13 protein-coding genes are annotated in these 14,989 nt (G+C 60.9%); 9 read left to right on the forward strand and 4 right to left on the reverse strand.

Going from position 1 to position 14,989, the window contains the following annotated elements; genetic code table 11:
* Window positions 1–30 precede the first annotated feature (30 nt).
* The 3 genes from dnaQ to BW33_RS15025 form a co-directional block, all read right to left on the reverse strand.
* Window positions 31–789: a DNA polymerase III subunit epsilon gene (gene dnaQ / locus BW33_RS15015; protein WP_047599815.1), complete on the reverse strand. Its 759-nt coding sequence runs from the start codon at window positions 787–789 to the stop codon at window positions 31–33.
* Between the two features lie 184 nt (window positions 790–973).
* Entirely contained in the window at window positions 974–1,435 is a 462-nt protein-coding gene (gene rnhA / locus BW33_RS15020; RefSeq protein ID WP_003224162.1) for a ribonuclease HI, read from the reverse strand.
* Window positions 1,436–1,526: 91 nt separating this feature from the next.
* Window positions 1,527–2,285, reverse strand: coding sequence for a methyltransferase domain-containing protein (locus tag BW33_RS15025; protein WP_003224159.1), 759 nt, complete (start codon window positions 2,283–2,285; stop codon window positions 1,527–1,529).
* A 66-nt stretch (window positions 2,286–2,351) separates the two neighbouring features.
* Between BW33_RS15025 and gloB the strand changes: the two genes are divergently transcribed.
* The 8 genes from gloB to fabI all read left to right on the forward strand — a co-directional run bounded on the left by gloB (window position 2,352) and on the right by fabI (window position 13,057).
* On the forward strand, window positions 2,352–3,119 hold the full coding sequence (gene gloB / locus BW33_RS15030) for a hydroxyacylglutathione hydrolase (RefSeq protein WP_047599816.1): 768 nt from the start codon (window positions 2,352–2,354) through the stop codon (window positions 3,117–3,119).
* Between the two features lie 99 nt (window positions 3,120–3,218).
* Entirely contained in the window at window positions 3,219–4,685 is a 1,467-nt protein-coding gene (locus BW33_RS15035; protein ID WP_047599817.1) for a LysM peptidoglycan-binding domain-containing protein, read from the forward strand.
* Between the two features lie 176 nt (window positions 4,686–4,861).
* Complete coding sequence (locus BW33_RS15040) at window positions 4,862–6,694, forward strand: extracellular solute-binding protein (RefSeq protein WP_047599818.1); 1,833 nt, start codon at window positions 4,862–4,864, stop codon at window positions 6,692–6,694.
* Window positions 6,691–8,532 carry an extracellular solute-binding protein gene (locus tag BW33_RS15045; RefSeq protein ID WP_047599819.1) on the forward strand — a complete coding sequence of 614 codons (1,842 nt, stop codon included), beginning with the start codon at window positions 6,691–6,693 and terminating at the stop codon, window positions 8,530–8,532. The genes BW33_RS15040 and BW33_RS15045 overlap by 4 nt, the downstream gene beginning before the upstream one ends.
* 4 nt (window positions 8,533–8,536) lie before the next feature.
* Window positions 8,537–9,610, forward strand: coding sequence for a microcin C ABC transporter permease YejB (locus BW33_RS15050; RefSeq protein WP_047599820.1), 1,074 nt, complete (start codon window positions 8,537–8,539; stop codon window positions 9,608–9,610).
* A 1-nt stretch (window position 9,611) separates the two neighbouring features.
* Entirely contained in the window at window positions 9,612–10,631 is a 1,020-nt protein-coding gene (locus BW33_RS15055) for an ABC transporter permease (protein WP_047599821.1), read from the forward strand.
* A gap of 1 nt (window position 10,632) precedes the next feature.
* A complete protein-coding gene (locus tag BW33_RS15060) occupies window positions 10,633–12,243 on the forward strand; it encodes an ABC transporter ATP-binding protein (protein ID WP_047599822.1) in 1,611 nt (536 codons plus the stop codon).
* A gap of 19 nt (window positions 12,244–12,262) precedes the next feature.
* Window positions 12,263–13,057, forward strand: coding sequence for an enoyl-ACP reductase FabI (gene fabI / locus BW33_RS15065; RefSeq protein WP_003202751.1), 795 nt, complete (start codon window positions 12,263–12,265; stop codon window positions 13,055–13,057).
* A 142-nt stretch (window positions 13,058–13,199) separates the two neighbouring features.
* Here fabI and BW33_RS15070 read toward each other — a convergent pair whose 3' ends face one another.
* Complete coding sequence (locus BW33_RS15070; RefSeq protein WP_047599823.1) at window positions 13,200–14,054, reverse strand: LysR family transcriptional regulator; 855 nt, start codon at window positions 14,052–14,054, stop codon at window positions 13,200–13,202.
* A 110-nt stretch (window positions 14,055–14,164) separates the two neighbouring features.
* Between BW33_RS15070 and BW33_RS15075 the strand changes: the two genes are divergently transcribed.
* Entirely contained in the window at window positions 14,165–14,590 is a 426-nt protein-coding gene (locus BW33_RS15075) for a VOC family protein (RefSeq protein ID WP_047599824.1), read from the forward strand.
* Window positions 14,591–14,989 lie beyond the last annotated feature (399 nt).

The following is a 14,989-nucleotide window of genomic DNA, read 5'->3' on the forward strand; positions in this document are numbered from 1 at the left end:
CGATCTTTTGATCGTTGATCTTTTGATCTTTCAGGCCTGCCCATCAGCCTCGGCAATCTGCGTCCACAACGCCGGCCCACCCGCCGACTTGGCAATGATCTCCAGCCGCGCCAAATGCGCCGCCAGTTCCTCTTCCGTCGCCCGAATGATCCGCGCAGGCTGACGATCCGCCGGCAGACGACGAATCTCGGTAGCGGAGTTGTCTGCGCCCTCGCCCGTGCCATTGCCGTCGGAAGCGTTGCCGGCCAGCGACAGGCTGGTCTGGCCACCGGTCATGGTCAGGTAGACGTCGGCGAGAATCTCCGAGTCGAGCAAGGCGCCGTGCAGTTCACGACCGGAGTTGTCGACGCCATAACGTTTGCACAAGGCGTCGAGGCTGTTGCGCTGCCCCGGGTGACGTTCCCGGGCCATCATCAGGGTGTCGAGGATGGTGCAATGCTGCGTGATGTCCGCCCGATCGTGCTGGCCCATCAAGGCAAATTCGTTGTTGATGAAGCCAACGTCGAACGCCGCGTTATGGATGATCAGCTGCGCGCCGTTGATGAACTCGAAGAACTCGTCGGCGACTTCGGCGAAACGCGGTTTGCCGACGAGGAATTCGTTGGTGATGCCGTGAACGCCGATCGCGCCCTCGTCACTTTCGCGGTCCGGTTGCAGGTAAACGTGAAAGTGCCGGCCCGTCAGGCGCCGACCGATCAGTTCGACACAGCCGATTTCAATGATCCGGTGACCATCGGTCACCGGCATGCCGGTGGTTTCGGTATCGAGTACAACGGATCTGGTGGCCATCAGTGTTCAATTCTCAACGGGATCAATCGTGCAAAAGCGGCGATGTTAACACGCTCGGTGGGGGTGTTTCAGTCAGACCGTGTCGCCCCATTCGCGAGCAGGCTCGCTCCCACAGGGGAAGCGCATTCCAATGTGGGAGCGAGCCTGCTCGCGAATGGGCCGTACCACAGTGCAGCGCCGTTAATCAGCTCTGCTTGTACCCGCGAACCTCATCCACCCCACGGTTGGCCAATTGGTCAGCCCGCTCGTTACCGTGATGACCAATGTGCCCGCGCACCCATTTCCAGGTGACCTTGTGGCGGTTGACCTGCTCATCCAGCTCTTTCCACAGGTCAGCGTTTTTCACCGGTTCTTTCGCCGCCGTCTTCCAGCCACGTTTTTTCCAGTTGGCCATCCACTCGTTGATGCCCTTCATCACGTATTGCGAGTCGGTCACCAGCAGCACTTCGCACGGGCGCTTCAAGGCTTCGAGGCCACGGATGGCGCCGAGCAGTTCCATCCGGTTGTTGGTGGTGTTGGCTTCGCCGCCCCACAGTTCCTTTTCGACGCCCTTGCACACCAGCAAGGCGCCCCAGCCGCCCGGGCCAGGGTTGCCCTTGCAGGCGCCGTCGGTGAACAGTTCTACGCTATCGACGCTTTCGCTCATGCCACTCTATCCAGAAAAATGCCTGGCCCCGTCAATCGCGGATCGACGATGGCCGAGGCCGGAGCAAGTCCGGCCACTATAAAAAGAAGGGTTACGGTTCGATACGACGGCGGTTGACCTTGGCCATCGGCAGCGGAATCAGCTTGCCCATCGGCTCGCGGCGTTCCTGACGCACCGGACGCAGGCCAACCACGATCTTGCGCGCGACCAATAAATAGAAGCCACCGCCCGACAGTTGCCAGTCGCCGGCCTTGCGTTCCCAGCCGGCCAGTCGGGCCTGCCACTTGGGCGACGCGAGCGGCGGACGATAGCACCCGAAGCGGCGTTTCTCCAGCGCAAACCCCAGCAGATTGAGCCAGTCGGCGACTCGCGATGGCGAGATGCAGCGCGCCTGACGCAAGGCGTCGTGAGCGAATACGTGGCGCAAACCCCAAGTGCTCCAGGGGTTGATGCCGATGATCAGCAGATGCCCGCCGGGGCGTACGCTGCTCGCCGCTTCGCGCAGCAAACCGTGGGGTGACAGGCAGAAATCCAGACCGTGCTGCAACACCACCACGTCGGCGGCGTGCTCGCTCAACGGCCAGGCCTGTTCCTCGCAGACGATCTCGACACCCGGCAATGGCGCGCCGAGCCGCACGTTGCGCTGCACCTGCGGCGCCGACGGCGGGGTCTGGGCCGACGGCCCGTAATGCACCAGATAGCCGCCGAAGAACCGCCCCAACTCGTCTTCGAGCATGCGCCGTTCTTCATCCAGCAGAAATTGCCCGAGCGGGCCGGCCAGCCATTCACGGGCCGCGCCGATCAACGCCAGCCAGTCGGGATCGGCCTGAGCGAACGCTTTATCGGTCATGTCATTCTCCAACGCCGCTAGAAGCTCTAAGATGCGCCAATGTTTTCCGCTTGGCGAATTCCGACGATGATACAGATCAGTGCCCTGCCCGCGTTCACCGACAACTACATCTGGTTGTTACAGGATCACCGCAACCAGCAATGCGCGGTGGTTGACCCGGGCGATGCCGCGCCGGTGCAGGCCTGGCTGGCCGCACACCCGGGCTGGGTGCTGAGCGACATTCTGATCACCCATCACCATCACGATCACGTCGGCGGCGTCGAACGCCTGAAAGCCGCGAGTGGCGCCACAGTCTACGGCCCGGCCAGCGAAAACATTCCGGGGCGCGACGTGGCGCTCAAGGACAACGACAAGGTCAGCGTGCTCGGCTGGGATTTCGCTGTCTATGCGGTGCCCGGTCACACCCTCGGCCACATCGCCTATTACCACCACGGCCTGCTGTTTTGCGGCGACACCCTGTTCGCCGCCGGTTGCGGACGCCTGTTCGAAGGCACGCCGGAGCAGATGCACCACTCGCTCAGCCGTCTCGCCGCCTTGCCCGAGGATACGCTGGTGTATTGCACCCATGAATACACCCTGAGCAATCTGAAGTTTGCTGCGGCAGTCGAACCAACCAACCCGGACATTGCCGCCCGTCTGGAAAAAGTCACCCGGCAACGGGAAAAAGGCGTGATGACCCTGCCCTCGACCCTGGCCCTGGAAAAGCTCACAAATCCGTTTTTGCGCACCGCTGAAACATTAGTTACACAAAAAGTGGACGAACGGGCAGGCGCTCAAAACCGGGCGCCGAGTGAGGTTTTTGCGGCTCTGCGGGCATGGAAAGATACGTTCTAAGTGACTCACCAGCGGGTACAAAAATTCTGAATGGTTGACCGCAGGGGGTGCGCTTTCTAGAATCGCCCGACATTTTTGCCCGGAACTTACTTCCAGCCAATGTCGTCATCCATACGTAAGTCCGTCAATTCAGACACGCTGACCCGCCTGGCTCAAGCCATCGCGGTGGCTGTGTCCGCCACCTTGGCGGGCTGTTCCAGCCATGCTCCGCAGCCTGAAGCGAGCCATACGCCGAACATTGCTGCGCGAGCCAAGCAGAAGCCTATCTGGCTCAGCGAAAAGCCCAGCCCGCAGGTGCCTCAGGACATCTGGGAACGCATGCGCGGTGGTTTCCAGCTGCAGGACGGCCTGGGTGTGAACCCGCGCATCGAGCAACAGCGGCTGTGGTTTGCCAGCAACCCGTCCTTTCTGGAGAACGCCGGTGAACGCGGCAGTCTCTACATTCATTACATCGTCGAGCGTCTCGAAGAGCGCAACATGCCGCTGGAGCTGGCCCTGCTGCCAGTGATCGAGAGCGCCTACAACCCGATGGCCTATTCCCGGGCCGACGCTTCGGGTCTGTGGCAATTCATTCCGTCCACCGGTCGTTACTACAACCTGCGCCAGACCCGCTTCTATGATGGCCGTCGCGATATTACCGCCTCGACCACCGCCGCGATGGACTACCTGACTCGTCTGCACGACATGTTCAACGGTGACTGGCTGCTGGCCCTGGCGGCCTATAACGCCGGTGAAGGCACGGTCAGCCGCGCCATCGAGCGTAACGAGAAGCTCGGTCTGCCGACCGACTACTGGAACCTTTCGTCGTTGCCGGCGGAAACCCAGGCTTACGTGCCGAAACTGCTAGCCCTGTCGCAAGTGGTGCTGGCCCCGGAAGCCTACGGGGTGAACCTCAACCCGATCGCCAACGAGCCGTATTTCCAGGTCGTCGAAATCAACCAGCGCATGGACCTGTCCAAGGTTGCGGCGGTGGCCAACATCGACGAAGACGAACTGTTCCAGCTCAACCCGGCCTTCAAGCAGCGCACCACCATCGACGGCCCCCAGCACCTGCTGGTGCCGACCTCCAAAGCGCAACTGCTGACCGCCAGCCTGCAGACCATGCGGCCTGAAGAGCTGATCAGCCCGCGCTCGCTGAAGCCGGTGTTCGACGGTGCTGATCCGACCGAGGTGGCGAAGCTCAAGCGCGCTTACCGGGTCAAACGCGGCGACAATCTCGGTTCCATCGCCAAGGCCAACAAGGTCGAAGTCAAGGATCTGCAGCGCTGGAACAAGCTGACCGGCAAGAACCTCAAGGTCGGCCAGACTCTGGTGATGCAAGACACCACCAAGCGCGCCCCGGCTCGCAGCAGTGGCCGGGTCAACACGGTGATTGCCGCCAACAGCAAGACCAAAGGCAAGACCGACAGCCAGCAGCAGACCCAGTACAAGGTCAAACGCGGCGACACCCTGTACGTGGTGGCCAAGCGTTTCAACGTCGAGATGCAGCATCTCAAGCGCTGGAACCCGGGTGCGGGCAAGGCCCTCAAGCCTGGGCAGATGCTCACGGTTTACCAGCCGCACTGAGTTGAAATCAAAAGATCGCAGCCTTCGGCAGCTCCTACAGAGATCAATGTAGGAGCTGCCGAAGGCTGCGATCTTTTTTTTGCATTAACACAGCATTAACCCGCGATCTTTTTCCTGTCCAGACAAGCTGTTACTGTACGGCCCACAAAGCCCAAGCCGCCTGGATCGGATCTGACTTGAAGCGTCCCCTCCTCCTGTTCCTGATCAGCCTGGCCTTGAGCTCACCCGCAAGCGCGACGATTACCGAGAGTCACGGTTATGCGCAGTTCGGCACGCTCAAGTACCCGGCCAGATTTACCCACTTCGACTGGGTCAACCCGCAAGCGCCCAAGGGCGGTACGTTGCGGGTGATGGCGTTCGGCACCTTCGATACGGTCAATCCATACACGTTCAAGGGCACCAGCCCGGTCACTACCGCAAATTTCCTGCAGTACGGCATCAACGAGCTGAACGAGCCGCTGATGGTCGGCACCGGCCAGTATTCGCCGTCCGGTGACGAACCGGCGTCCAGCTATGGCCTGATCGCGCAATCGGTGGAGTACAGCGAAGATCGCAGCTGGGTGGTGTTCAATCTGCGCCCGGAAGCGCGCTTTCACGATGGCACACAGATCACCGCCTACGACGTCGCCTTCTCCTACCGAACACTCCTCAAGGACGGCCATCCGCTGTACCGCACCGCGCTGCAGGAAGTGTCGCGGGTCGACATCCTCAACCCGCAGCGCATCCGTTTCGTGATGAAACGCTCGGGCAATCCGTTGCTGATTCTGCGCCTCGGTGAATTGCCGGTGCTGCCGCAGCATTACTGGAAGGATCGCGACTTCAAGGCCACCACCTTCGAGCCACCGCTGGGCAGTGGCCCATACCGCATCACGTCGGTGACGCCAGGGCGACAGCTGATTTTCGAACGGGTCAAGGACTACTGGGGCAAGGACCTTCCGGTCAATCGCGGCAAGTACAACTTCGATCGCATGGAAGTCGAGTTCTACCGTGACAGCGACGTGGCCTTCGAAGCCTTCAAGGCCGGCGAATTCGACATCTACATCGAGCACCAGGCAAAGAACTGGGCCAACGGCTACAACTTCCCGGCGGTGCGCCGTGGCGAAGTGATCAAGGCGCAGATCCCGCACCAGATCCCGACCCAGAGCCAGGGCCTGTTCATGAACACCCGGCGCGCGACCTTCAGCGACGTCAAGGTGCGCGAAGCGCTGGGCCTGATGTTCGACTTCGAGTGGACCAACCGCGCGCTGTTCAGCGACGCCTACCAGCGCACCACGAGCTACTACCCCAACAGTGAATTCAGCGCCAGCGGCCTGCCGGTCGGACATGAATGGCTGATGCTCAAGCCGTATAAAGATCAGTTACCCGCGAAGCTGTTCACCGAGCCGTTCAGCCTGCCGCAGACCGACGGCCGTGGCATCCCTCGGGAAACCATGCGCAAGGCTCTGGCGCTGCTCGCCGAAGCCGGCTGGAAGCTCAACGGCCAGCGCCTGCAAAACGCCAAAGGCCAGCCGCTGGGTTTCGAGCTGCTGCTGGTCAATCCGAACCTGGAACGGATCCTCCAGCCGTACATCGAGAACCTCAACAGCATCGGCATCGACGCGCGCCTGCGCACAGTGGATCGCGCCCAGTACAAGCAGCGTCTGGACCAGTTCGATTTCGACATGATCCTGATGACCCTCAACCAGACCCTCAGCCCGGGTCTGGAGCAATGGCAGTATTTCCATTCCAGTCAGGTCGGGGTCAAGGGCAGCAAGAATTACGCCGGCATCGCCAACCCGGTGGTCGATCACCTGCTCGAACAATTGCTCGCCGCGCAAACCCGCGACGAACAGGTCGCCGCCGGCAAGGCACTGGACCGCGTGCTGCTGTGGCAGCACTACAGCATTCCCAACTGGTACCTCAATTATCACCGACTGGCCTACCGCAACCGGTTGGCCTTCGTTACCACACCGCCCTATACCCTGGGCCTGAGCGCGTGGTGGCTGAAATCTTCGGAGAACAATAAATGATGCCCATCCGCGCCCTGCTCGTGCAGGCCAGCGGTCTGCTGTTCGCCGGGCTGGCGATTGCCGCCCCGCAACACGCTGTGACCCTGTACAACGAGCCGCCGAAATACCCGGCGGACTTCAAGCAGTTCGATTACGTGAACCCCGACGCGCCCAAGGGCGGGATCTTCCGCCAGGCCGGGTTCGGCGGCTTCGACAGCCTCAACCCATTCATCAGCAAAGGCGTGCCAGCCGATGATGTCGGGCAGATCTACGACACCCTGACCAAGCACAGCCTCGACGAGCCGTTCACCGAGTACGGCCTGATCGCCGCAAAGATCGAGAAAGCCCCGGACAACAGCTGGGTGCGTTTCTACCTGCGCCCGGAAGCGCGTTTTCATGACGGCCATCCGGTACGCGCCGAAGACGTGGTGTTCAGCTTCCAGACCCTGACCAAGGACGGCTCGCCGTTGTTTCGCGGCTACTACAGCGATGTCGAAGAGGCCATCGCCGAAGACCCGCTCAAGGTGTTGTTCAAGTTCAAGCACACCAACAATCGCGAGTTGCCGCTGATCCTCGGTCAGCTCCCGGTGCTGCCGAAACACTGGTGGGCCAGCCGTGATTTTTCCAGGGGCAATCTGGAGATTCCGCTGGGCAGCGGCCCGTACAAGGTCACCGAAGTGAAAGCCGGGCGCTCGGTCCGCTATGAGCGGGTCAAGGACTACTGGGGCAAGGATCTGCCGGTCAATCGCGGGTTCTACAACTTCGACGTGATGACCACCGATTACTACCGCGACAACACCGTTGCCGTCGAAGCGCTGAAGGCCGGCCAGTTCGATTACTGGCTGGAAATGACCGCGAAGAACTGGGCCAACGCTTACAACATCCCGGCGGTCACCGAAGGCCGTCTGATCAAGGAACAGATCGCCAACAGCAACCCGACCGGCATGCAGGGCTTCGTTTTCAACCTGCGCCGTCCGGTGTTTCAGGATGTGCGGGTGCGTCAGGCGCTCGGCCTGCTGTTTGATTTCGAATGGACCAACAAACAGCTGTTCAATGGTGCCTACTTCCGCACCCGCAGCTATTTCGAGAACTCGGAAATGGCCGCCACCGGCCTGCCCGACGCCGAGCAACGGGCGATCCTCGAACCATTCCGCAGCAAACTCCCGGCGCAGGTGTTCAGCGAAGCCTTCGAGAACCCCAAGACCGACGCCAGCGGCATGATCCGTGCCCAGCAGCGCGAGGCCTATCAACTGCTGCAAGAGGCTGGCTGGAAGATCGTCGACGACAGAATGGTCGACGCCAGCGGCAAACCGGTGGTCATCGAATTCCTCCTCGCGCAGACTGAATTCGAACGCGTGCTGCTGCCGTTCAAACGCAATCTGGCCGACCTTGGCATCGATCTGGTGATCCGCCGCGTCGACGTTTCGCAATACATCAACCGCGTGCGCTCGCGGGACTTCGACATGATGGTCGGCAGCTTCCCGCAATCCAACTCGCCGGGCAACGAGCAGCGCGAATTCTGGATGAGCGCCGCCGCCGACAAACCGAGCAGCCGCAACACCATGGGCCTGAAGGACCCGATCGTCGATCAACTGGTGGAAAGCCTGATCAACGCCGATTCGCGCAGCAGCCTGGTGGCGCATGCCCGGGCGCTGGATCGAGTGCTCCAATGGGGTTACTACGTGGTGCCCAACTGGCATATCAAGACTTGGCGCGTGGCTTACTGGAACCACATCGGTCACCCGAAAGTCTCGCCCAAATACGACATCGGGATTAACACCTGGTGGGTCAAGCCTGACGCGAAACCCGCCATAGAAGTCGAAACCAAACTGCAAGCCGACCCTGTGGGCACGGAGTAATCAGATGCTGGCGTATATCTTTCGGCGACTGCTGCTGATCATCCCGACCCTGTTCGGCATCCTGCTGATCAACTTCGTGATCATCCAGGCCGCACCCGGCGGCCCGGTGGAACAAATGATCGCCAAGCTCGAAGGCTTCGAAGGCGCCACCAGCCGCATCGCCGGTGGCGGTGCCGAGGTCTCGGTCGCCGGCTCCGCGTATCGCGGCGCGCAAGGCCTCGACCCGGCGCTGATCAAGGAAATCGAGCACATGTACGGGTTCGACAAATCGGCCCCGGAACGCCTGTGGATCATGGTCAAGAACTACGCGAAGCTGGATTTCGGCGACAGCTTCTTCCGTGATGCCAAGGTCATCGACCTGATCAAGGAAAAGATGCCAGTGTCGATCTCGCTCGGGCTGTGGAGCACGCTGATCATGTACCTGGTGTCGATCCCGCTGGGGATCGCCAAGGCCACGCGGCACGGCAGCCACTTCGACGTGTGGACCAGTTCGGCGATTATCGTCGGCTACGCGATTCCAGCGTTCCTGTTTGCCATTCTGCTGATCGTGGTGTTTGCCGGCGGCAGTTATCTGGACTGGTTCCCGTTGCGCGGACTGACCTCGAACAACTTCGATCAACTCAGCCTGGGCGGCAAGGTCCTCGACTACTTCTGGCACCTGGCGCTGCCGGTGACGGCGCTGGTGATCGGCAACTTCGCGACCATGACCCTGCTGACCAAAAACAGCTTCCTCGACGAGATCAACAAACAGTACGTGGTCACCGCCAAGGCCAAGGGTCTGACGCGCAACCGCGTGCTCTATGGCCATGTGTTCCGCAACGCGATGCTGCTGGTGATTGCCGGGTTCCCGTCGGCGTTCATCGGCATCTTCTTCACGGGCTCGTTGCTGGTGGAAGTGATTTTCTCTCTCGACGGTCTGGGTCTGATGAGTTTCGAAGCGGCGATCAACCGCGATTACCCGGTGGTGTTCGGCACCCTGTTCATCTTCACCCTGCTCGGTCTGGTGGTGAAACTGATCGGCGACCTCACCTACACCCTGGTCGATCCGCGCATCGACTTCGCCAGCCGGGAGCATTGAGATGAACCTGTCCCCTCTCAACCGCCGCCGGTTCGAACTGTTCAAGGCCAACAAACGCGGCTGGTGGTCGCTGTGGCTGTTTCTGATTCTGTTCGGCCTGAGCCTCGGCGCCGAGCTGATCGCCAACGACAAGCCATTGGTGGTGCATTACGACAACAACTGGTACTTCCCGGCGATCAAGCGCTATCCGGAAACCACCTTCGGCGGCGAATTCCCGCTGGAAGCCAACTACAAGAGCCCGTACATCCGCGAACTGCTCAAGGCCAAGGAGGCGTGGGTGTTGTGGGCGCCGATCCCCTACAGCTACCAGAGCATCAACTACGACCTGAAAGTTCCGGCCCCGGCCCCGCCCTCGGCGGACAACCTGCTGGGTACCGACGATCAGGGCCGCGATGTGCTGGCACGGGTGATCTACGGCTTCCGCATCTCGGTACTGTTCGCCCTGACCCTGACTGTGCTCAGCTCGATCATCGGCGTGATTGCCGGCGCCCTGCAGGGCTTCTATGGCGGCTGGGTCGATCTGGCCGGGCAGCGCTTTCTGGAGATTTGGTCGGGGCTGCCGGTGCTGTACCTGCTGATCATCCTCGCCAGTTTCGTCCAGCCGAATTTCTGGTGGCTACTGGGGATCATGCTGCTGTTCTCGTGGATGAGCCTGGTCGACGTGGTGCGCGCCGAGTTCCTGCGTGGCCGCAACCTCGAATACGTGCGCGCCGCACGGGCACTGGGCATGCAGAACGGTGCGATCATGTTTCGCCACATTCTGCCGAACGCAATGGTCTCGACCATGACCTTCATGCCGTTCATCCTTACCGGCGCCATCGGCACCCTGACCGCGCTGGATTTCCTCGGCTTCGGTTTGCCGGCCGGCAGCCCGTCGCTGGGTGAACTGGTCGCTCAGGGCAAATCCAATCTGCAGGCACCGTGGCTGGGCATGAGCGCGTTTGCCGTGCTGGCGCTGATGTTGAGTTTGCTGGTGTTTATCGGCGAGTCCGCTCGCGATGCCTTCGACCCGAGGAAGTGAAATGAATCAGGACAATCTGATCGAAGTGCGCGACCTCGCTGTCGAGTTCGGCTTCAACGAGCGACTGCACCGTGTGGTCGAGGGCGTGAGCTTCGACATCAAGCGCGGCGAAACCCTGGCGCTGGTCGGCGAGTCCGGCTCGGGCAAATCGGTGACCGCGCACTCGATCCTGCGCCTGCTGCCCTACCCGCTGGCCCGCCATCCGGCCGGCAGCATCAACTATGCCGGGCAGAATCTGCTGGGGCTGAGCGAAAAGACCATCCGGCATATTCGCGGCAACCGCATCGCGATGATCTTTCAGGAGCCGATGACCTCGCTCAACCCGCTGCACTCGATCGAGAAGCAGATCAACGAGATCCTCGGTATCCACAAGGGCCTGAGCGGCAAAGTCGCGACCAGACGCACACTGGAGCTGCTGGAGATGGTTGGCATCCCCGAGCCGCACAAGCGCCTCAAGGCCCTGCCCCACGAACTGTCCGGCGGCCAGCGCCAGCGGGTGATGATCGCCATGGCGTTGGCCAACGAGCCGGAGCTGCTGATCGCCGACGAACCGACTACCGCACTGGACGTGACCGTTCAGCTGAAAATCCTCGATTTGCTCAAGGAACTTCAGGCTCGATTGGGCATGTCGCTGCTACTGATCAGTCACGATTTAAACCTGGTGCGAAGAATTGCGCATCGCGTATGTGTCATGCAGCGCGGTTGCATCGTCGAACAGGCATCGTGCGCAGAGCTGTTCCGTTCGCCGCAGCATCCGTACACTCGGGAATTGCTCGGCGCGGAGCCCAGCGGAGGCCCGGCGACCAATAAAATCGGGGCGCCGCTGCTCGAAGTCGAGAACCTCAAAGTCTGGTTCCCGATCAAGAAAGGCTTGCTCAAGCGCACGGTGGATTACGTCAAGGCAGTGGACGGCATCAATTTCAGCCTGCCTCAGGGTCAGACGCTGGGGATCGTGGGGGAAAGCGGTTCCGGCAAATCCACCCTCGGTCTGGCAATTTTGCGGCTGATCGGCAGCAAAGGCGCCATTCGCTTTGAGGGCAAGCAGCTAGACTGCCTGACGCAGAACGAGGTTCGCCCGTTGCGTCGGGAGATGCAGGTGGTGTTTCAGGACCCGTTCGGCAGCCTGAGTCCGCGGATGTGCGTCAGCGATATCGTTGGCGAAGGCCTGCGGATTCACAGGATGGGCACCGCTGAGGAACAAGAGGCGGCGATTATTGCGGCATTGAAGGAGGTAGGTCTGGATCCGGAAACCCGGCACCGCTACCCTCACGAGTTTTCCGGTGGGCAACGGCAACGTATCGCCATTGCCCGGGCTTTGGTGCTGAAACCGGCGCTGATCCTGCTGGACGAGCCGACGTCGGCGCTCGACCGCACGGTGCAGCGGCAAGTGGTGGAGCTGTTGCGTTCACTGCAAGCCAAGTACAACCTGACGTATTTGTTCATCAGCCATGACCTGGCTGTCGTCAAAGCGCTGAGCCACCAGCTGATGGTGGTCAAGCATGGCCAAGTGGTCGAACAGGGAGCTGCGCAAGATATTTTTGCCGCTCCCAAACATCCGTATACACAGCAGTTGCTGGAAGCCGCTTTTTTGGCACCGGCCACTGCGCAATAACCTGAAAGAGGAGCAACACATGGGTTTTCTCGCCGGTAAGCGCGTACTGATCGTCGGTGTCGCCAGCAAGCTGTCCATCGCATCCGGCATCGCTGCCGCCATGCATCGCGAGGGCGCTGAGCTTGCCTTCACTTATCAGAACGACAAACTCAAGGGTCGCGTTGAAGAGTTCGCACAGGGCTGGGGTTCGAGCCCTGAGCTGTGCTTCCCGTGCGACGTGGCCAGCGATGAAGAAATCGCCAAGGTCTTCGAAGAGCTGAGCAAAAAGTGGGACGGCCTGGACTGCATCGTGCACTCCGTCGGCTTCGCCCCGGGCGACCAACTGGACGGCGACTTCACCGAAGCCACCACCCGTGAAGGTTTCCGCATCGCTCACGACATCAGCGCCTACAGTTTCGTGGCCCTGGCCAAGGCTGGCCGCGAAATGATGAAAGGCCGCAACGGCAGCCTGCTGACCCTGTCGTACCTGGGCGCCGAGCGCACCATGCCGAACTACAACGTGATGGGCATGGCCAAGGCTTCGCTGGAAGCTGGCGTACGTTACCTGGCCGGCTCCCTGGGCCCGGACGGCACCCGCGTCAACTGCGTATCGGCTGGCCCGATCCGTACCCTGGCAGCCTCCGGCATCAAGAACTTCCGCAAGATGCTGGCCGCCAACGAAGCGCAAACCCCACTGCGCCGCAACGTCACCATCGAAGAAGTCGGCAACGCCGGCGCCTTCCTGTGCTCCGACCTGGCGTCGGGCATCAGCGGTGAAATCATGTACGTGGACGGCGGCTTCAACACCACCGCCATGGGCAACATCGAAGAGTAATCTTCGGTCTGCCGATAAAAAACCCGCCTCTTCCGGCGGGTTTTTTATTGGGTACAAAATCAAAGGATCGCAGCCTTCGGCAGCTCCTACATGAGTGGTGTTGCCCCTGTAGGAGCTGCCGAAGGCTGCGATCCTTTGATCTTCAGAGCAAACAATCGGCGAACAACTTTTGAATCGGCTGATTACGCTGGCTATAGCGCTGCAACAAGACCATCTCGCGGTAGAAAGTCAGCTCACCCAACTCAATCACCCTGACCTTGAGCGGATGCTCCAGCCACAGCCCAGCCTTGGGCAGCAGCGAAACGCCCAGCCCGGACTCGACCATCTTCACGATCGCCTCCAGCTCATCCAGCTCCAGCGCCACGCTGACTTCAATTCGCTGCTCGCGCAGAAACCGCGTCACCAGGCGCCCGCCAAATGAATTGCGGTCATAGCGCACCTGCGGCTGGTCGGCGAGCAACCGCAGCGGATCGTCGCCCTCGACCTGCAGCGGCACGATCAGCACAAACGGCTCGCGACGAATCACCGTCGCCGACAACTCCTTGGGCAGTTCGAAGGGCGGCTTGATCATGATTGCCAGATCCACCTCGCCGGCATCGACCTGACTCAACAGATTCAACGACACCCCCGGCACCAGTTTCGGCTCCAGCCCCGGAGCCTGCTGACGCAAGCGCAACAGCGCCTGCGGCAGCAACCCGGTCTGCGCGGTGGCCACCGCACCTATTTTCAACTCGCCCCGAAACTCACTGACATCCTCGCTCTCCCCCATGCGGCTGAAGATCGCCAGCATCTCCTGCGCCATCGGCAAGGCGCGCTGCCCGGCCGGATTGAGTGTTGCCTGACGGCCAGTGCGATCGAACAGTCGAATGCCCAAGGCCTGTTCCAGATTGCGGATCTGCGCGCTGACTGCCGATTGTGTCAGGCCGATGTGCAAACCCGCGGCGGCAAACGTGCCGTGGCGCGCCACCGCGAGAAAGGTCTTGAGTTCACGCAGCATGCACACCTCGACTGATCGAAATAATTTGAGCTCGGCGCAAAAACTATCGTCTTTCAATCACATTTCACAGCACTAAACTCAATCAACTTCCCCTGATCGAGAACACGCCAATGCAGCTCAGCCCTTTCCATCTGGCCATCCCTGTCTATGACCTGGCCGCCGCACGCCTCTTTTATCGCGAAGTCTTTGGGCTGGAAGAAGGTCGTTCCAGCGAGCATTGGGTCGACTTCAACTTCTTCGGCCATCAACTGGTGATTCATCTGGCGCCGAAAAACGCTTCGCAGGAAGCCGCGCACACCAATGCAGTGGACGGACATGACGTGCCGGTGCCGCATTTCGGTGTGGTGCTGGGGATGGCGCAATGGCAGGCGCTGGCCGAGCGCCTGACGTCGCTGGGCACGCGATTTGTGATTGAGCCGGGGATTCGCTTTCAGGGATTGGTGGGCGAGCAGGCGACGATGTTTCTCTTCGACCCGTGTGGCAATGCGCTGGAGTTCAAGGCGTTCAAGGATATCGGACAGTTGTTTGCCAAATAAAAGTGTGGCGCCTGACCGGACGCCATCGCTGGCAGGCCAGCTCCCACAAGGTTCTGCGCAGTATCTGGATGTTGTGAGTACCCGATAAACCTGTGGGCCCTGGCCTGCCAGCGATGAGGCCGGCACATTCAACATCGCTATCGCCTGACCGGATGCCATCGCTGGCAGGCCAGCTCCCACAAGGTTCTGCGCAGCATCCGGATTTTGTGAGCAGCCGATAAATCTGTGGGCACTGGCCTGCCAGCGATGAGGCCGGCACATTCAACATCGCTATCGCCTGACCGGACGCCATCGCTGGCAGGCCAGCGATGAGGCCGGCACATTCAACATCGTTATCGCCTGACCGGACGCCATCGCTGACAGGCCAGCTCCCACAAGGTTCTGCGCAGTATCTGGATG

Source organism: Pseudomonas sp. RIT288, assembly GCF_000631985.1.
GTDB lineage: Bacteria > Pseudomonadota > Gammaproteobacteria > Pseudomonadales > Pseudomonadaceae > Aquipseudomonas.

Coding starts and splice junctions, on each gene's coding strand:
- dnaQ (WP_047599815.1), bottom strand. CDS start 789: ATGGCCACCAGATCCGTTGTACTCGATACCGAAACCACCGGCATGCCG.
- rnhA (WP_003224162.1), bottom strand. CDS start 1,435: ATGAGCGAAAGCGTCGATAGCGTAGAACTGTTCACCGACGGCGCCTGC.
- BW33_RS15025 (WP_003224159.1), bottom strand. CDS start 2,285: ATGACCGATAAAGCGTTCGCTCAGGCCGATCCCGACTGGCTGGCGTTG.
- gloB (WP_047599816.1), top strand. CDS start 2,352: ATGATACAGATCAGTGCCCTGCCCGCGTTCACCGACAACTACATCTGG.
- BW33_RS15035 (WP_047599817.1), top strand. CDS start 3,219: ATGTCGTCATCCATACGTAAGTCCGTCAATTCAGACACGCTGACCCGC.
- BW33_RS15045 (WP_047599819.1), top strand. CDS start 6,691: ATGATGCCCATCCGCGCCCTGCTCGTGCAGGCCAGCGGTCTGCTGTTC.
- BW33_RS15050 (WP_047599820.1), top strand. CDS start 8,537: ATGCTGGCGTATATCTTTCGGCGACTGCTGCTGATCATCCCGACCCTG.
- BW33_RS15055 (WP_047599821.1), top strand. CDS start 9,612: ATGAACCTGTCCCCTCTCAACCGCCGCCGGTTCGAACTGTTCAAGGCC.
- BW33_RS15060 (WP_047599822.1), top strand. CDS start 10,633: ATGAATCAGGACAATCTGATCGAAGTGCGCGACCTCGCTGTCGAGTTC.
- fabI (WP_003202751.1), top strand. CDS start 12,263: ATGGGTTTTCTCGCCGGTAAGCGCGTACTGATCGTCGGTGTCGCCAGC.
- BW33_RS15070 (WP_047599823.1), bottom strand. CDS start 14,054: ATGCTGCGTGAACTCAAGACCTTTCTCGCGGTGGCGCGCCACGGCACG.
- BW33_RS15075 (WP_047599824.1), top strand. CDS start 14,165: ATGCAGCTCAGCCCTTTCCATCTGGCCATCCCTGTCTATGACCTGGCC.